Here is a 17,695-nt window from a genome sequence, read left to right on the forward strand (position 1 = left end):
TCCGCCCGTCGCCCGACGTGCCATGTCCTGCCATGTCCTGCCTGACGTCCCGCCCCGACCCTGGAAGAAGGTTCCTGTGACCGTGCCCGTCACCGTGTCCGAGAACGCCGCCCGCCGCCTGCTGGTCCTGGACGACGACCCCACCGGCTCGCAGTGCGTGGCCCAGGTCGACGTGGCGTTCGACCTGGACCCCGCGATCCCGGCCGAGGTGCTCGCCGAGCCAGGATCGACCTGCTTCGTGCTGACCAACACCCGAGCGCTGGAGGAGGCGGAGGCCGTCTCCCTGAACCGCTCGCTGGTGGCCGGCGTGCTCGCGGACTCGGTCGCCCGGCAGGGCCTGCACGTCGTCTCCCGTTCCGACTCCACCCTGCGCGGCCACGTGATCGCCGAGCCCCTCGCGATCGCCGAGGAGCTCGCCGCCCATGACGTCGAGGTCGACGCGATCCTGCTGGTGCCCGCCATGCTCGAGGCCGGCCGCTTCACCGAGGGGGACGTGCACTACGCCGTGGTGGACGGGGAGCCGCGACGCGTCGAGGACACCGACTTCGCCCGCGACGCGACCTTCGGGTTCTCGCACTCCGACCTGCGGGAGTTCCTCGAGGAGCGGTCCGGGGGAGCGATCCGGGCCGCCGACGTGCTCAGCATCGGGCTCGACGACATCCGCACCGGCGGCGTCCGGCGCGTGCACGAGATCCTCGCCGGGGCACGGGGACGGCGCTGGGTCGTCGTCAACGCCACCGAGTACTCGGACATGGAGGTCGTCGCCGAGGCCGTCGCGCACCTCGAGGCCGACGGCCGCACCCTCATCACCCGCTGCGGCCCGTCCTTCGTGCGCCCGCTCGCCAAGCAGAGCGGCGCCGAGGTGGTGGGCCCCGACTCCATCGCGATCCCCGAGGGCCGGCTGGACCACGGGCTCGTCGTCGTCGGCTCCCACGTCGGGCTGACCACCACGCAGCTGCGCGCAGTCCAGGAGCGCGGCACGCTGGTCGAAGTCGAGCTGCACGTGCCCTCGCTGCTCGACGAACGGCGCGAGCAGCACATCGCCGACGTCGCGGGCCAGGTGCGCGAGACCCTCCGCCGCGAGGACTGCGTGGTCTACACCAGCCGTGATCTGGTGAGCACCGACGATCCCTCCGAATCACTCGCCATCGCCCGCAGCGTGTCCGACGCGGTGGTCGACGTGGTCCGGCGCGTGCGCACCGTGCGCCCTGCCTGGGTCGTCGCCAAGGGCGGCATCACCTCCCACGAGGTCGCCGCGAACGGACTCAGGATCCGTCGCGCCCGCGTCGAGGGACAGTTCTGGCCCGGCCAGGTCTCGCTGTTCTCCGCGCAGGAGGCGCCCGAGGAGGTCATGGGCATGCCGTACGTCGTCTTCCCCGGGAACGTGGGCGGCGAGCAGGCCCTCGCAGACGTGGTCGACCGCCTCACCGCCGCCGTCGCAGCCCGCTGACCAGCCCCTACAGCCTTCACCGCTCCGAGGAGAATTCGATGACCACGATCGCCACCACCCCCGCTGTCGGATGGATCGGCCTGGGCGCGATGGGTGCCCCCATGGTCCGCACCGCAGGCCAGGCCGGGTTCTCCGTGCGCGCCTTCGACCTGAACCCCGCCGCGCTCGACGCCGTCGCGGAGGCCGCCGATCCGGCCGCCTCGGCGATCGAGGCCGCCACCGGCGCCGACATCGTCGTGGTCATGGTCGCCACCCCCGCTCAGCTGGAGGCGGTCCTGTTCGGCGAGGGAGGCATCGCGCCGGCGCTGACCACGGAGACCACCGTGCTGATCATGTCCACCGTGGGCCCCGCCGCGATCGAGGCGACCTGCACCGCGCTGGAGGGGACGACGGCCCGCGTGGTCGACGCCCCCGTCTCCGGTGGGGTGGCCCGCGCCGGCACCGGCGACCTGCTGATCATGGTGGGCGGCTCCGCGGAGGATGTCGCCGTGGTGCGTCCGCTGCTGGACGCCCTCGCCGCGAACGCCCCCGTGGTCGGCTCCCGCCCGGGCGACGGCCAGCGCTTCAAGGTCGTCAACCAGCTGCTGTGCGGTGTGCACATCGCCGTGGCGGGGGAGGCGCTCGCGCTCGCCGACTCGATGGGTCTGGACCTTGAACAGGTCCACGAGGTGCTGAACACCGGGGCGGCGGCGTCGTTCATGTTCGCCGACCGCGGCGGGAGGATGGTCGAGGGCGCGCGCGACGACACAGCGTTCGACGAGGTCCGCTCGGCGCTCAGCATCTTCGTCAAGGACATGGGCCTGGTGAGCGAGGCGGCGCGGGAGGTCGGCCAGGAGGTGCCGCTCGCGGCGTCGGCCGAAGCGATCTACCAGCGCGGCAGCGAGCTCGGGCACGACCGGAAGGACGACTCGATCGTGTACCAGGTGCTGCGCGAGGAGCGCTGAGCGGGGGAGCTGACGGCGAGTTCCACGGAGCCGACAGCTCTCTGCTGAGGTCGTCCGTCGGCCCTCGCTGCCGTCGCGCCCATTCCGCGTGAGTCCGCGCTGCCGTCCATCGAGCCGCCCGGGCGCCGCCGGCGGGGGCCGTGCGGAGTTGTCGAACCGTGACGCTGCAGGGGGCCGTCGGGCGCACGGTGGTGCCATACTCAATATTGGTTTACTTTGAGCAACCGAAAGCACCCGTGATGACGACCAGCGAAGCCCTTCCGGTCGAGGCCGCCGCCTCGACGGAAGAGCGACCATCCCGCGCGCCCGTGTGGCGCTCCTTCCTGCGCCCTCTGCCCCTCGCCGCGGGGATCGTGGTGGTGGTCAGCCTGCTCGCGGCGCTCTTCGCCTCCCAGCTCGCCGCGCTGTCCGGCAACGACCCGTTCACGTACCACGCGGACGCCCTCGGGGCGGACACCTCGCCCAAGGGGGCCCTCGGCGGCGTCAGCGCCGAGCACTGGTTCGGGGTCGAGCCCGGAACGGGGCGTGACCTGTTCTCCCTGGTCATCTACGGCGCGCGGGTGTCGCTGCTGGTGGGTATCGCCTCCACCGTGCTGGCCACCGTCATCGGGGTGGTGCTCGGCATCGTGGCCGGCGCCGTCGGGGGGCTCATCGAGAAGCTGGTGGACTTCGCCACCGACGTCACGCTCGGCTTCCCCTTCCTCATCTTCGCGATCGCGCTCAGCGCCCTGTTCCCCCTGGAAGCGCCGCGCGCTCTCCTGCTCACTGTGGTCATCGGCATGTTCGGCTGGCCGGGCATCGCCCGCGTGGTCGCTGCGGAGACCCGCGTGATCGTGCGCCAGCCCTACGTCGTCGCCTCCCGCGTGATGGGGGCGCGCTTCGGCCACGTCTTCCGCCACCAGGTGCTCCCGAACGTCGCCTCCACCGTGATCGTCTACTCGTGCATCTCGCTGCCGGGCCGGATCAGCGCCGAGGCCACCCTGTCGTTCCTGGGCGTCGGCGTGCTGCCTCCCACCCCGTCCTGGGGCCGGTCGATCGGCGACGCCATCAACTGGCTGCTCGTGGACCCCGCCTTCCTGCTGTTCCCGGCCGCTGCGCTGTTCCTGGTGACCTACTCGTTCAACATCCTCGGCGACACCCTGCGCGACGCCCTCGACCCCCGAGGAGTGCGCTGATGATCCGCTCCCTGCAACGTGTGGTCCGCAGCCTCGGCGTGCTGCTCGTCGTCGTCGGCCTGACCTTCGCGATCTTCTACGTCGCGCCCATCGACCCCGCCCTGCGGATGTGCGGCAAACCGTGCTCCCCGGAGGACCTCGAGGCCGCCCGCGGCTTCATGGGCTTCGACCAGCCCTGGTGGGTGCAGCTGGGGACGTTCCTGGCGGCGATCTTCACCGGGCGCACCTTCGGCTCGGCGGACGTCGTCGTCGAGTGCGCGGCGCCGTGCCTGGGTTACTCCTTCCAGCTCCACCAGAGCGTGACCGAGCTGCTCGCGGACCGCTTCCCGGTCTCCCTCTCCATCGCGCTGGGCGCGGTCGCCCTGCAGGCCGTGCTCGGCATCGCCGCCGGTGCCCTCGCCGCCCGTCGCCAGGGCGGGATCCTGGACCGGGTGGTGACCGGGGTGTCCGTGATCGCGGCGTCGGCCCCCGCCTTCGTGGTGGGCCTGCTCGCCGTGGTGGTGTTCGCGCTGCGCCTGGGCATCCTGCCCAGCGGCGGCTACCAGCCCTTCAGCGAGGGGCCGCTGGAGTGGGCGCGCCACCTGGTGCTGCCCTGGGCCACCCTCGCGTTCCTCAACGGCGCCATCTACGCCCGGCTGGTGCGCTCCTCGATGATCGAGCAGCTGGGACTGGACTACGTGCGCACGGCCCGCGCCACCGGCCTCTCCGAGCGCCGGATCGACGGCTACGCGCTGCGCAACCTCGCCCTGCCGCTGACCACCCTCATCGCCCTGGACATCGGGGCGCTGCTCGGCGGCACGGTGATCACCGAGCGGATCTTCGGCCAGCCCGGTCTCGGCGCCCTGCTGCTCGACGCCACCGCCACCGCGGACCTGCCCGTCATCGTCGGCACCACGCTCGTGGGCTCGCTGCTCATCGTGCTTGCGAACCTCAGCGCCGACCTCGCCCGGCCGCTGCTGGACCGACGCCTCGCCGTCGGCCGCCGCTCCTCGCGCCGACCCTCCACCCCCGCCCTGCCCGACCAGAACCCCCAGGAGAACCCGTCATGACCCCGACGTCCTCGCCCGCCTCGTCCACGCTGCCCGCCTCGGCCGCCTCGCGCGCCCCGTCCGTCTTCTCGCGACGCAGCATCCTCGCCGCCACCCCGCTCGTGCTCGGCACCGGCGCGCTCGCCGCCTGCTCCAACGGCGGCTCGAGCGGCTCCTCCGACGGCGGCGGCGAGAGCGGCGGCACCCTGACCATCTTCACCACCGGCGACGAGCTCAGCTTCGACCCGGCGACCAGTCAGAACCTCGCGATCACCACGCTGGGCCTGGTCGCTCGCCGGCTCACCGCCTGGAAGACCTCGGCCGACGCGCCCACCGAGCTGATCCCGGACCTCGCGACCGACGTCGGCACCGTCTCGGACGACGGGAAGACCTGGACCTTCACCCTGCAGGAGGGGCTCCTCTTCGAGGACGGCACCCCGATCACCGCCGCGACCGTCAAGTACGGCCTCGAGCGGTCCTTCGCGGCAGAGCTCACCGGCGGGCTGACCTATCACAAGGTGCTGCTCGAGGGCGGCGGGGACTACTCCGGCCCGTTCTCCGACGAGCACCTCGACTCGATCGAGACGCCCGACGACCTCACCCTCGTCTTCCATCTCAACCGCCCCTACGGCGACTTCGGCTGGATCGCCTCGACCCCTGCGTTCGCGCCGGTCCCCGAGGACTCTGGCGAGCCCGAGACCTACGCGACCGCGCCCGTCGCGAGCGGCCCGTACCGTCTGGAGTCCTACTCGCCGGGCAGCCGGGCCGTGCTGGTGCGCAACGACAACTGGGATGCCGGGACCGATCAGGCCCGCACCGGCGGCCCCGACTCGATCGAATTCTCCCTCTCGCAGGACGCGAGCGTCGTCGCCCAGTCGATCATCGCCGACCGCGCCGACTCCCAGGACGCCTTCCTGGCGAGCTTCGTGCCCACCGCCCAGCTGGTCCAGGCCCAGAACGATCCGAACGTCGGGGACCGGCTGGTCACCTCCGGTCCGGGCGCGCTGGAGTACCTGGCGATGAACACGGACTCCGAGGGGCTGAAGGACGTCGCGGTCCGCCAGGCCATCCAGTACGCCGTGGACAAGGAGGCGTACCGCACCGCCAAGGGCGGCGAGATCTCCGGCGACTACGCGACCACGCTGATCACCCCGGGCATCGCAGGCCGCGAGGAGTACTCCCTGTACGCCGACGAGCCCACCGGCGACGCCGACCGGGCGATCGCGCTGCTCGAGGAGGCCGGGGTCAGCGACCTGACCCTCCGCCTCGTGATCACGGACGACCAGACCAGCGCCGCCGAGGCCATCCAGCAGGGCCTCACCCGCGCCGGGATCACGGTGACGATCCAGCCCCTGGACGAGAACGCCTACTCCTCCGAGGTCACCGCGGGCGACGGCACCGGGTACGACCTGGTGCTCAGCTCCTGGCAGCCCGACGTCCCCTCGCCGAACGCGAACCTCACCCCGCTGTTCGACTCCAGCCAGATCGGCAACGGCAACTACAACCTCGCCCGCTACGACAACCCCGACGTGGACGCGGCGATCCTCGAGGCGTCCTCCACGGTCGACGCCGACGAGGCGCATGCGAAGTGGGCGGCCGTCGACCAGCAGATCCTGAAGGACGCGCCCGTCGTGCCGCTGATCTACTCGAAGAACTCGTTCATCCACGGCTCCGGCGTCCAGGACTTCGTGATCGGCGAGTTCCCGGCCTACCCGAACTACCTCACGGTGACGCTCGGCTGATGAGCACTCCCGACGAGCTCCTGCTCCTCCACGATCTGCAGGTGAGGATCGCGGGCCGGTCCATCGTGACCGGCCTGGACCTCACCGTGCGCGCAGGGCGGATCACCGCGCTGGTGGGGGAGTCCGGTTCCGGCAAGAGCATGACGGCCCTGGCCACGATCGGCCTCCAGCCCCGCAGCGCGCAGGTCAGTGGCAGCGCTCGCCTGGGCGGTGAGGAGCTCGTGGGGCGGTCCGCGCAGGAGATGCGCCGGACCAGGTCACGGGAGATCGGGATGATCTTCCAGGAGCCGGGGCAGTCGCTGTCCCCGGTGATGAAGGTGTCCACCGGGTTCCGCCACGTCCTCGCCGTGCGCGAGGGCATCCGTTCCCGGGCTCGCGCCGCGGCGCGCACCCGGGAGCTGCTGACCTCCGTCGGCCTGCCCGATCCGGACCGCACCGCCGCCTCCTACCCCCACGAGCTCTCCGGCGGGGAGCTGCAGCGCGTGGTCATCGCGCTCGCGCTGAGCGGCGATCCGTCCCTGCTCATCGCCGACGAGCCCACCACTGCGCTCGACGTCACCGTGCAGCGCGGGATCCTCGACCTGCTGGTGAGGCTCGTCGACGAGTTGGAGATCGGGGTCCTGCTGATCACGCACGACATGGGTGTGGTGGGCGAGATCGCCGATGACGTGGTGGTGCTCAAGGACGGCGACGTGGTGGAGACCGGGCCGGTGCGCCGGCTGCTCGCCGCCCCCGAGGCCCCGTACACCCAGGCGCTGCTCTCCGCCGTGCCGCGCCTGTCCGAGAGCCTCGAGCGCGTCTCTTCGACTGCGGCCGACAGGCCAGCGGCCGGCGGCGCGGCGGCTGACAGGCCTGCGGCCGACGGGGATGTTGAAGGCACGGCAGCGAACTCGGCCGACGGGCCGGGCGGGGAGCCGGCGGCCCTCGCCGACGGGCCGGGCGGGGAGCCAGCGGCCCTCGCCGCCGAGCCGCTCGTCGTCCGCGTCGAGAGCCTGTCCGTCGAGTACCACCGGCGCGGCGGCTCGCATCGGGCGCTCGAGGACGTCGGCATGGAGATCCGTCGCGGGGAGATCCACGGCCTGGTCGGAGAATCCGGCTCAGGGAAGTCCACCTGGGGGAAGGCCCTGGCCGGACTGGTCCCGGCGCAGGCGCGCACCCTCGAGCTCGACGGCGTCGACCCGCGCACGCTCGGCGCGGCCGGACGTCGGGCGGCGTATGCGCGCGTGGGCCTGGTGTTCCAGGACCCGGCCTCGTCGCTGAACCCACGGCGCACCGTGGGCTGGAGCATCGGGGAGCCTCTGCAGCTGGCCGGGAACGTGCCGCGCACCGAGATCGCCCGTCGGGTGAAGCACGCCCTCGACGTGGTGCGCCTGCCCGCCTCGTACACGAGCCGCCTGCCGCACGAGCTCTCCGGTGGTCAGCGTCAACGCGTCTCGATCGCCCGCGCCCTGATCCTCGAGCCCGCGCTGCTCATCGCCGACGAGCCCACCAGCGCCCTCGACGTCACCATCCAGGCGCACGTCATCGAGGTGCTGCGCGACGCCATCGAGGCGACGCGCTTCGCCTGCGTGTTCATCAGCCACGACCTGGCGGTGGTCGGGTCCCTCGCGGACCACGTGACGGTGCTGCGCCGCGGCCGCGCCGTCGAGCAGGGCACCGCGGGCGAGGTGCTCGGCGACCCGCAGCACGAGTACACCCGGGCGCTGCTCGCGAGCGTGCCGGACCCCGCGCGCCGGCTGCGCGAAGGCGACGGCACCGCGGCATAGACCTCACCCGCGCCCGGAAAGCGCTGCGGCACACGCGCCCCAGCGCCACCACCCTCGCTGTCGGTGCACGGTGCACGGTGCACGGTGCCCGGCGCCCCCACCCCACATGACAGTTACTCCGGGGTTATGAGCACCTCTCTGCCATGGATGGAAGCAGCGCGCACATAACTCAGGGGTAACCGCGCGTGGGGTGAGGGGTGCGGGGTGTGGGGTGTGGGGTGGGGTGCTACTCCTTGACGCCGCCCTCGGCCACGCCCCGGAAGAAGATCCTCTGGAGCGCGAGGAACAGCGCCACGAGCGGCGCGACGGCGATGATCGTGCCGGCGGCGACCACGCGCGGGTTGTCCGCGAAGGTGCCCTGGAGGTAGTTCAGGCCCACGGTCAGGGTGTACTTGTCGGGGTCCGAGAGGATCAGCAGCGGCCACAGGAAGTCGTTCCAGCTGCCCATGAAGGCGAGCAGCGCGACCACGGCGAGGGTTCCCTTGACGGAGGGGAGTCCGAGGCGGAGGAAGCGCTGCCAGACCGAGGCGCCGTCGACGATGGCGGCCTCGTCGACCTCCTTGGGGAGGGCGAGGAACGCGTTCCACATCAGCAGCACGCTGATCGCGCTCATCATCGTCGGCAGGAACACGGCGACCAGGGTGTTGCCCAGGCCCATCGCGTTGACCAGCTGCGTCAGCGCGATCATCGAGCTCTCCTGCGGGATCAGGAGCGTGGCGGCGAAGAGCCCGATGGCGATCACCTTGCCGCGGAACTGGAGCCGCGCCATCGCGTATCCGGCCATGGCGCAGCCGACCACGCTCAGCGTGACGTTGCACAGGGCGACGATCACCGAGTTGCCGATGTACGACCAGACCGGGATCACCTCGGTGACCTGCGAATAGGCGGCCAGGCTGAACTCCTCCGGCCAGAACGACGGGGGCATCGAGTAGAGGTCCTCGCCGATGCCCTTCAGGGACGTCGCGAGCTGCCACAGGAAGGGGCCGATCGAGATCACGATGACCACGAGCAGCAGCAGATAGCGCAGGACCAGCTCGGGCCGGGTGGCGGATTCGCCGTCCGACAGGGCGACGGTGTGCCGGGAGCCCTTCCGCGAGGTGTGGGGATGGGTGAGCGCCATGTCAGCTCTCCTTCCGGTAGGTCATGCGCAGGTTCACGATCATGAGGATGAGCGTGAGCAGGAAGAGCACGATGGAGACGGCCGAGGAGTAGCCCAGCCGGCCGGACAGTCCGGTCCCGGATTCACGGATCAGCATGACCAGCGAGCTCGAGCGTCCGCCCGGTCCGCCGGTGCCGCCGGAGAGGACGAAGATCTCCGAGAAGATGCGGAAGGCCGCGAGCGAGGCGATGATGCCGATCAGCAGCATCGTCGAGCGCATCGCCGGGAGGGTCACGGTGAGGAACCGCCGGACCGGTCCGGCGCCGTCCATCATCGCCGCCTCGTGGAGGCTCTGCGGGACGTTCGCGAGCACCGCGAGGTAGACCACCATGTAGTAGGCGATCCCCTGCCACACCGTGACGATCATCGAGGAGATCAGCAGCAGGTACTCGTCGGTGAGGAACGGGATCGGGCTCGAGATGATGCCGAGCCATCCGGCCATCGAGTTCACCAGGCCCCGCGAGTCCAGCAGCCAGGTCCAGATCAGACCGGTGACGACGACCGAGGCGATCACGGGGGTGTAGATCGCGGTGCGGATCGCGCCGATCCCGGGGACCGCCTTGCGGACCAGCATCGCCAGCAGGAGCGGCAGGATGACGAGCGGGGGGACGGCTCCGACCACATAGATCAGACAGTTGCGCAGGGCGATCCAGAACATCGGATCGGCGAGCAGGTCGCGATAGTTCTGCAGCCCGTTGAAGCTGCCGCCGAGCAGGGGGCGCGCGTCGGTGAACGACAGCACGATCGTGTTCAGGAACGGGAAGAGGACGAAGACGATCGCGGCGAGCAGCGCCGGGGCCATCAGCAGCCAGGGCGTCAGAGGCGCATGGGTGCGCACGGGTGCGGGCTTGCGGCGCCGTTGCGGTGTCTCCACGGCCTGGGGCCTTTCGAGGGTCGTCGCGGTGCTCATTCGCTCACCCCCGCCAGACGGTTGGCCTGGGCCACCGACGCATCGAGGGCCTCCTGGGCGGTGATCCGCCCGACGACGGCGTCGCCGACCTGGCGCTGCAGCTCCACGCGCATCTCCTCGGTCCAGACGACCGGTGTGTAGTTGCGGGCGCTGTCGAGCTGGCCCGCCGCGACCACGCGCACCTCGCTGGTGTCGGAGCCGTCGTCCTCGGTGAAGTACGGATCCTCGAGGGCACCCTCGGTGGACGGGAAGACGTCGACGATGTGGGCGAACTCCATCTGCTTCTCCTGGGAGGTGAGGAACTCCGCGAAGGCGATCGCGACCTCGGGGTGCTCCGTGCGGGAGCTCACCGCGATGCCCTGCGAGAACATGTTGGCGTGGCCCGTGTCGGTCAGCGTCTCCGTGATGCCGAGGTTCGCGTAGAGATCGGGCGCGTTCTCCTTGAAGTTCGCGACGTCGTAGGCGGAGCCGGTGGAGAGCGCGACCTGGCCGCTCTGGAACCGTTCGCCGCCGCCCGTGTAGGTCAGGACCGTGGAGTCCGGCAGCAGGCCCTTGCGCTCGTACGCCTGGCGGTAGCGCTCGACCATGCGCACGGCGCGCTCGTCGTTGAAGATGAAGCGCTCCTGGTCGTCGTCGAGCACCTGGACGCCGTACATCCCGAAGTCGGCGATCGCCGGCAGCTGTCCGATCATGTAGAACCGGCCGTCGACCGCGTCTCCCATGGCGTCCGCGAGGTCGAACAGCTCGTCCCACGTCGTGGGTGGGTCGTCGGGATCGAGCCCGGCCTCCTCGAACAGGGCCCGGTTGTAGAAGATCGGTCCGGTGTTCAGGTACCACGGGTAGGCGAACGTGGTGCCGGCCTGCGGGTCGCTGTAGTCCTCGATGGCACCGTCGGCGTACCCGTCGAGGACCTCGGGGCGCGCATCGGCGATGTCGAGGAGCAGCCCGGCCTGGGCGAGGGGCCAGGCCAGATCGGGCGCGAGGTTCATGACGTCGGGCAGATCGAGGTTCGAGGCGTCGACCTGGAGGTTGTCGGCGTAGCCGTCGGCGGGCTGGTCCACCCAGTCGACGGAGGCTCCGGGGTGAGCGGCGACGAACTCGTCGATCAGGCCCTCGAAGTACTCGAGATAGGCGCTGCGCAGGTTCCAGGTCTGGAAGCGGATCGCGCCCTCGAGCTCGATGTCGGTCCCGATCGGTCCGGAGGCGACGGTGGGGCCGCCGGTGGGTTGCAGTCCGCAGCCGCTGAGCAGGAGCAGCCCCGTCAGGGACCCTCCTGTCATGAGGTCTCGGCGTGTGAGCATGTGCTCCTTCTTTCTGCGTCCTCGACGAGGTGGTCCGCTGCAGCGCGGATGAGCTCCGATGCTCGCGGGGAGGGGCTTTCCCGGGGGATGTACCGGGGTGCCCGACCGTGGAGCATTGTCGACTGCAGCGCTTAAGTCCTCCGGTACTATAGCGCTTAACCTTGAGTGTGCCGCGAATGCCGGGACAGGCGCGGAACTGATAGGTTTAAGCGGTTAAGTACATCGACGATGCAGGAGCTCACCGTGTCGCACGCCGCGCTCGGAGCCAACTACACCCCGCGCCGGGGCTGGTTCCACACCTGGGGGGAGATCGAGCCCGCCCAGATCCAGGAGGATCTCGCGCAGATCGCTGATCTCGGTCTCGACCACGTGCGGATCTTTCCGCTGTGGCCCGTCCTCCAGCCCAACCGGACCCTGATCTCCTCCCGGGCCGTCGACGACGTGCTCACCGTGGTCGATCTGGCCGGCGAGCAGGGACTCGACATCTCCGTGGACCTGCTCCAGGGCCACCTCTCCAGCTACGACTTCCTCCCGGCGTGGATCTCGACCTGGCACCGGCGCAACATGTTCACCGACCCGGACGTGGTGGACGCCCAGAAGCAGCTCGCCCGCGTGCTCGGCGGCGAGCTCGCCGAGCGCTCCCACGTCACCGGGATGACCCTCGGCAACGAGATCGGCCAGTTCGCCGTGTCCTACCACCCCGATCCGCACCCCGTCACGAGCGAGGAGGCCACTGCCTGGACCCGTGACCTCCTCGAGACGGTCGATCAGCACCTTCCGGGGCGACGCAGCCATCACAGCTTCGACGACACCCTGTGGTTCAAGGACGATCACCCCTTCACCCCGGCCGACGCGGTGACCCTCGGGGCCTCGACCACCGTCCATTCCTGGGTGTTCACCGGTGCCGGCCAGACCTTCGGCGAGGGGCATCCCGCGCTCGCGCTCTACGGCCGCTATCTCATCGAGGTCGCCGACCTGTGGCGGCGGCACCTCGGTGCCCCCGCGGACCGTCGGATCTGGCTGCAGGAGATCGGCGCGCCCACCCCCTGGGTCGACGCCGAGCATGCGCCGCAGTTCGCGGACACGAGCATCCGCTCGGCCGTGGCCCACCCCGCCGTCGAGGCGGTCACCTGGTGGTGCTCCCACGACGTGAGCCGTGACCTCGGAGACTTCCCCGAGGTCGAGTACAGCCTGGGCCTGTTCGACGAGCACGGTCGCACCAAGCCCATCGGCGAGGCGATCGGGGCTCTCGCCGCGGAGCTCCGCGCGGAGCACGGGGGCGGGGGCGTCGGGGAACGTGCCGAACCGCCCTTCGCTGAGCAGTTCCTCGCTGAGCAGCCCGTCGACGCGCAGCCCGACGCTGCCCGCCCCTTCGCTGAGCAGCCCGTCGCCGAACTGTCCGTCCCCGACCTCGCCCGGGACGGCTCCGACCGCTCCGTCCTGGGGCCCCGCGGAGAGATCTTCGCCCGCTGGGTCGCTGAAGCCCTCGAGGGAAGACCCTGCCGCCTCGTCACTGCCGCCGACGAGGCTCGCACCGAAGAGGCCATCGACCACAACGCCAGCCCCTCGGCACCGATCAACCTGCGCCGCGCGGCACGGCGCTGACCCGTCCGCAACGAAGGAGACCCCCGTGCACGACAATCGACCCACCAGTGAGGATCGCGTTCGCCGGTTCCTCGGCGAGCTCCTGCCTGCCCGGCGCCACTTGGATACCGCCCCTCTGACCATCGAGGCCTGGGAGGTGCCGGACGAGCCGGTGCCCTTCGAGGTCGCGCGCGAGCAGACCTACGCCCCCATCGCCGTCGGCGACCGCTGGGGCCGGCCGTGGTCGACGCTGTGGCTGCATGTGACCGGGACGGTCCCCGAGAGCTGGATCGTCGACGAGGAGCGCGATGTCGAGCTCCAGCTGGACCTGTCGTTCACGAACATGCCCGGCTTCCAGGCCGAAGCGCTCATCTGGACCCCGGAGGGCGAGACCGTCAAGGCGATCAACCCCTTCAACCAGTACCTCACCCTCGAAGCCGGCGAGCAGGTCGACTACTACCTCGAATGCGCGGCGAACCCGAACGTGCCCGGGGACTGGACCTTCACGCCCACCGCCCTCGGCGACAAGGCGACGGCCGGGGAGGACCCGATCTACGACCTCACGCAGCTGCGCCTGGCCTGGCGCAGCCGCAGCATCTGGGAGCTCGAGCAGGACGTGGTGGCCCTGAACGGGCTCATGCACACGCTGCCCGAGCAGTCCCCGCGACGCTTCGATCTCATGGCGGCATTGACCGCGGCGCTGGACGCGGCTGACCCCGACGACCTCCACGCGAGCGCCCCCGAGGCCCGGGAAGCGCTGCGTCCCGCGCTCGAGGCCCCCGCGAACGCGTCGGCCCTGACCGTGGTCGCGACCGGCCACGCGCACATCGATTCGGCCTGGCTCTGGCCGGTGCGCGAGACCCGACGCAAATGCGCGCGCACGTTCACCAATGTGTGCTGGCTGCTCGAGCACTACGAGCAGCTGACGTTCTCGTGCTCCTCCGCTCAGCAGTACCAGTGGATCCGCGACGAGTACCCCGGGCTGTGGAAGCGCATCAGCCGGCATGTCGCCGACGGCCGCTTCGTGCCGGTGGGCGGCATGTGGGTCGAGTCCGACACCAACATGCCGGGATCCGAGGCGCTGGCCCGCCAGTTCCTGCACGGCAAGAAGTTCTTCCTCGACGAGTTCGGGATCGAGACCAAGGAGACCTGGCTGCCGGACTCCTTCGGCTACTCGGCCGCGCTGCCGCAGATCTGCGCGCTCGCCGGCAACGACTTCTTCCTGACCCAGAAGGTCTCCTGGAACCAGTACTCGACCTTCCCCCACCACACGTTCCGGTGGGAGGGGATCGACGGCACCACCCAGTTCACGCACTTCCCGCCGATCGACGCGTACAACGGGCAGCTCACCGCCGCCGAGCTCGCCCACTTCGAGAAGAACTTCAAGGACAAGGGCGCCAGCCACCTCGGGCTGACGCCCACCGGATGGGGCGACGGAGGCGGCGGCCCCACGCGCGAGATGATCGGCTCGCAGGAGCGCTTCGCCGACCTCGACGGTGCGCCGAAGGTGGAATGGTCGACCTCGCAGGACTTCTTCACCCGCGCCCAGGAGGAATACCCCGACGCGCCGCTCTGGAACGGCGAGCTCTACCTCGAGCTGCACCGGGGCACCTACTCCTCGCAGATCCACGGCAAGCAGGGCAACCGCCGCACCGAGGCGCTGATGCACGATGTCGAGCTGTGGAGCGCGACGGCGGCGCAGCTGGTGGACGGCTTCGCCTATCCCCACGACGAGATCGACTCCCTGTGGGACAAGCTGCTGCTGCTGCAGTTCCACGACATCCTGCCCGGCTCCTCCATCGCCTGGGTGCACCGCGAGGCGGAGCACTCCTATGCGTACATCACCGAGCGCGGCGAGGCCCTGGTGGCCGCGGCGCTGCAGGCCCTCGGCGACGGCGACGGCGGCACCGAGCAGCTCGTCAACTCGCGCTCGCGCGCAGTGCAGGGCGTCGCCCCGCTCGGCGCCGACGTCTCCGAGCCGCCCGCTGCGGCCCCGACGCTGTCCCGTGAGGGCGGGAACCTGGTCGTGGAGACCCCGGAGCTGCATGTCGAGATCGACGAGCGGGGTCTGCTCACCTCGCTGCGCGCAGGGCGCGACGGCCGAGAGGCGATCGCTCCCGGCGCCGGGGGAGCCCTCCTCCAGCTGCACCGGGACGCTCCCAATGCGTGGGACTCCTGGGACATCGACGAGTTCTACCGCCACGTGCACCGTGATCTCGAGGCGGAGTCCGCTCCCGAGGTCACGACCGACGATGACGGCACCGTGCGCGTGGCCGTCGCCTACCGGACCCGTCCTGAGGGCTTCCCGGAGCGTCCCTACGCGGGGGCGCCGTCGGTCGGCGTCGGGTCGCGCATCGTGCTCACCTATTCCGTCGCCCCGGGGGCGACCGAGCTGGGCATCGATCTCGACCTGGACTGGCATGAGCGCAAGAAGGTCCTCAAGCTCGCCTTCCCCCTGGGCGTGCGGGCCGCGGTGATGAGCAGCGAGATCCAGTTCGGGCACATCGACCGGCCGATCCCTGTGAACACGAACGAGGACTTCGGCCGGTTCGAGACCTGTGCGCATCGATGGGTCCGCGTCGCCGAGCCGGACTTCGGCATCGCCCTGGCCAACGATTCCTCGTACGGGCACGACGTGCGCCGGGTGCTCCGCGGGAAGAACGGCGCGGGCACGACCACCGTGCTGCGGGCGACGGTGCTGCGGGCCGCGGAGTTCCCGGACCCCCTGGCCGAGGAGGGCGAGTACACCGTGCGCTACGCGATCCGCCCTCAGGCGGGCGTCGCCGACGCGATCGACATGGGTGAGGCGCTGAACCAGGCGGAGCGCACGCTCCACCGCTCGGCACCGCTGGAGCCGTTGGCGACCCTCGAGGAGAGCAGCGCGCGCATCCAGACCGTCAAGCGCGCCGAGGACCGCTCCGGCGATCTGCTGGTGCGGCTGTACGAGTCCGAGGGCCGACGGGCGCTCACCGAGCTCTCCGTCCCCGGAGCGCGCTCGCTGACCGTCGTCGATCTCCTGGAGCGTCCGCTCGATGAGCAGTCGCCCCTCGCAGACCGTGCGGCGCAGGCGCAGGGGGAGCGGATCCCGCTGCGGCTGAACCCCTTCGAGATCACGACGGTGCGCGCGACCTTCTGACCTCGCTGCCCCGGTGCGGTGGCCGGCTCGTCGGCACCGCACCGGGGCCGACGAGCCGCGCGGTCCGCTGAGTCGCGTGCGTGCGTGTGAGGGTGGGCCGCAGCCGCAGCCGCAGCCGCAGCCGCAGCTGTAGGGGTAGCCGCAGCCGTAGAGGTGACCGTCGGCGTAGCCGCAGCTGTAGAGGTGGCCGTCGGCGTAGCCGCAGGTCAGCGGGGCGGGTGGGCCCCCGCCTCGCCTCGCCTCAGCTCCGCTCGGCTCAGCGGGGCACGCGCTCCCATGCCCGGCTCGCTGCGGAGCGGACCACGGCCTCGCACACCTCGGCCGCGGCGAGCCCGTCGGCCGCATTCGGGGCGAGGCGGGTGCCGTGGACGATGTCGGAGAGGAACTCGGCGGCCTCGATGGTCTTGAGGTCGTCGAAGCTCATGGGGATGCCGGGGCCGGGCTGGAAGCGCGCGTAGTCGCCGTGCCCGGGGCCGGCCAGCACCGTGGTGTAGCCGTGCTCGGTGCCGCGGTCCTCGAGCATCACCTCGAACTCGTTCATGCGGGTGAAGGACCAGCGTGCCGAGCCCTCGGTGCCGAACAGCTCCAGGGCGTAGTCGCTGCGATGCCCGTGGGCCACCCGGGAGGACTCGAGGGTGGCGTGCGCGCCGTCGGCCAGTGATGCGAGGGCCGCGACCCAGTCCTCGTTCTGCACCGGGCCGCGCTCGCTGCCCACCTCGATGCCGCCGTGCCCCACTCCGGCGGATGTCGGGATCGGACGTTCGGGGATGAACACGTCCGAGGTCGCGGTGACCTCTTCGATGCGCTGACCGGTCACGTACTCGACCAGGTCCGCGCCGTGCGAGAGGAGGTCGCCGATCACCCCGCTGCCGGCCTTCTCCCGGTCGTAGCGCCAGGTCAGAGCGCTCTCGGGGGAGGAGGCGTAATCGGCGTTGAGCCAGCAGCGCACGTTCGTGATCCGGCCCAGGCGACCGGAGGAGACCAGCTCCCGCAGATGCTGCACGGCAGGCGCATGGCGGTAGTTGAATCCCACCGCCGTGGCCACTCCTGCGGCCGCGGCGGCGTCGTGGATCTCGCGGGACTGCCCGGCGGAGACCCCCATCGGCTTCTCGATCCAGAAGGGCTTGCCGGCCTGCGCCGCCTTGACCGCGAAGTCGCGGTGCAGGAAGTTCGGCGAGCAGATCGAGACCGCCTCGACGTCCGGGTCCGCGAGCACCTCGTCGATGCTCGCCACCGCCTTCTCGAAGCCGAACTGCTCGGTCGCGGCCTGGTGGTTCGCCTCGAGCGGGTCCGCCGCGACGACGAGCCGAGGCCGCACGCCGAGCTCGGGGAAGCGCGACGGGATCCGCTGGTAGGAGGTCGAATGGAGACGTCCCATCCAGCCGAGGCTCACGACGCCGATACCGATGTCCTGCATGGTGCTCTCCTGAGGTGGGGCGGCGCGAGGGCACGCCGTGTTCGTGGTGCGAGGTGCGTGGTCAGCCCCGAGAGGTCGGCCGT

Annotated in this window: 12 protein-coding genes; 8 read left to right on the forward strand and 4 right to left on the reverse strand. The window is 70.9% G+C overall.

What is annotated here, in order from left to right; all coding sequences use genetic code 11:
* The first annotated feature begins 76 nt into the window (after positions 1 to 76).
* The 6 genes from CIK71_RS11290 (at position 77) to CIK71_RS11315 (ending at position 8,105) form a co-directional block, all read left to right on the forward strand.
* Positions 77 to 1,450: a four-carbon acid sugar kinase family protein gene (locus CIK71_RS11290; RefSeq protein WP_241964168.1), complete on the forward strand. Its 1,374-nt coding sequence runs from the start codon at positions 77 to 79 to the stop codon at positions 1,448 to 1,450.
* Between the two features lie 47 nt (positions 1,451 to 1,497).
* A complete protein-coding gene (locus tag CIK71_RS11295; RefSeq protein ID WP_096165805.1) occupies positions 1,498 to 2,394 on the forward strand; it encodes an NAD(P)-dependent oxidoreductase in 897 nt (298 codons plus the stop codon).
* A 239-nt stretch (positions 2,395 to 2,633) separates the two neighbouring features.
* Positions 2,634 to 3,569 (forward strand): ABC transporter permease, encoded by a 936-nt coding sequence (locus CIK71_RS11300; protein ID WP_096165780.1) that lies wholly within the window; start codon positions 2,634 to 2,636, stop codon positions 3,567 to 3,569.
* Positions 3,569 to 4,618 carry an ABC transporter permease gene (locus CIK71_RS11305; RefSeq protein ID WP_096165781.1) on the forward strand — a complete coding sequence of 350 codons (1,050 nt, stop codon included), beginning with the start codon at positions 3,569 to 3,571 and terminating at the stop codon, positions 4,616 to 4,618. Before CIK71_RS11300 ends, CIK71_RS11305 begins: the two co-directional genes overlap by 1 nt.
* Complete coding sequence (locus tag CIK71_RS11310; RefSeq protein ID WP_096165782.1) at positions 4,615 to 6,339, forward strand: ABC transporter substrate-binding protein; 1,725 nt, start codon at positions 4,615 to 4,617, stop codon at positions 6,337 to 6,339. Before CIK71_RS11305 ends, CIK71_RS11310 begins: the two co-directional genes overlap by 4 nt.
* Positions 6,339 to 8,105, forward strand: coding sequence for an ATP-binding cassette domain-containing protein (locus tag CIK71_RS11315; RefSeq protein WP_176485621.1), 1,767 nt, complete (start codon positions 6,339 to 6,341; stop codon positions 8,103 to 8,105). The genes CIK71_RS11310 and CIK71_RS11315 overlap by 1 nt, the downstream gene beginning before the upstream one ends.
* Before the next feature lie 226 nt (positions 8,106 to 8,331).
* Here CIK71_RS11315 and CIK71_RS11320 read toward each other — a convergent pair whose 3' ends face one another.
* Genes CIK71_RS11320 through CIK71_RS11330 form a run of 3 tightly spaced genes read right to left on the reverse strand, consistent with a single transcriptional unit; the run spans position 8,332 to position 11,475 of the window.
* A complete protein-coding gene (locus CIK71_RS11320; protein ID WP_096165783.1) occupies positions 8,332 to 9,225 on the reverse strand; it encodes a carbohydrate ABC transporter permease in 894 nt (297 codons plus the stop codon).
* Position 9,226: 1 nt separating this feature from the next.
* Positions 9,227 to 10,174, reverse strand: a complete 948-nt coding sequence (locus tag CIK71_RS11325; protein ID WP_096165784.1) for a carbohydrate ABC transporter permease — start codon at positions 10,172 to 10,174, stop codon at positions 9,227 to 9,229.
* Positions 10,171 to 11,475: an ABC transporter substrate-binding protein gene (locus CIK71_RS11330; RefSeq protein WP_096165785.1), complete on the reverse strand. Its 1,305-nt coding sequence runs from the start codon at positions 11,473 to 11,475 to the stop codon at positions 10,171 to 10,173. Before CIK71_RS11330 ends, CIK71_RS11325 begins: the two co-directional genes overlap by 4 nt.
* 243 nt (positions 11,476 to 11,718) lie before the next feature.
* Between CIK71_RS11330 and CIK71_RS11335 the strand changes: the two genes are divergently transcribed.
* A complete protein-coding gene (locus tag CIK71_RS11335; protein ID WP_199586375.1) occupies positions 11,719 to 13,080 on the forward strand; it encodes a glycoside hydrolase 5 family protein in 1,362 nt (453 codons plus the stop codon).
* 25 nt (positions 13,081 to 13,105) lie between these two features.
* Entirely contained in the window at positions 13,106 to 16,195 is a 3,090-nt protein-coding gene (locus CIK71_RS11340; RefSeq protein ID WP_096165786.1) for an alpha-mannosidase, read from the forward strand.
* Between the two features lie 256 nt (positions 16,196 to 16,451).
* Here the strand turns inward: CIK71_RS11340 and CIK71_RS11345 are convergent, their stop codons facing one another.
* A complete protein-coding gene (locus CIK71_RS11345; RefSeq protein ID WP_096165787.1) occupies positions 16,452 to 17,612 on the reverse strand; it encodes a Gfo/Idh/MocA family protein in 1,161 nt (386 codons plus the stop codon).
* Between the last annotated feature and the right edge of the window lie 83 nt (positions 17,613 to 17,695).

Origin of the sequence: Brachybacterium alimentarium (assembly GCF_002332425.1) — a bacterium.
Taxonomy (GTDB): Bacteria; Actinomycetota; Actinomycetes; order Actinomycetales; family Dermabacteraceae; genus Brachybacterium; species Brachybacterium alimentarium.

What these genes read in the sequence shown, in the direction of transcription:
- CIK71_RS11345 (WP_096165787.1), bottom strand. Translation starts at nt 17,612, where the DNA reads ATGCAGGACATCGGTATCGGCGTCGTGAGCCTCGGCTGGATGGGACGT.
- CIK71_RS11310 (WP_096165782.1), top strand. Translation starts at nt 4,615, where the DNA reads ATGACCCCGACGTCCTCGCCCGCCTCGTCCACGCTGCCCGCCTCGGCC.
- CIK71_RS11300 (WP_096165780.1), top strand. Translation starts at nt 2,634, where the DNA reads ATGACGACCAGCGAAGCCCTTCCGGTCGAGGCCGCCGCCTCGACGGAA.
- CIK71_RS11325 (WP_096165784.1), bottom strand. Translation starts at nt 10,174, where the DNA reads ATGAGCACCGCGACGACCCTCGAAAGGCCCCAGGCCGTGGAGACACCG.
- CIK71_RS11320 (WP_096165783.1), bottom strand. Translation starts at nt 9,225, where the DNA reads ATGGCGCTCACCCATCCCCACACCTCGCGGAAGGGCTCCCGGCACACC.
- CIK71_RS11305 (WP_096165781.1), top strand. Translation starts at nt 3,569, where the DNA reads ATGATCCGCTCCCTGCAACGTGTGGTCCGCAGCCTCGGCGTGCTGCTC.
- CIK71_RS11330 (WP_096165785.1), bottom strand. Translation starts at nt 11,475, where the DNA reads ATGCTCACACGCCGAGACCTCATGACAGGAGGGTCCCTGACGGGGCTG.
- CIK71_RS11315 (WP_176485621.1), top strand. Translation starts at nt 6,339, where the DNA reads ATGAGCACTCCCGACGAGCTCCTGCTCCTCCACGATCTGCAGGTGAGG.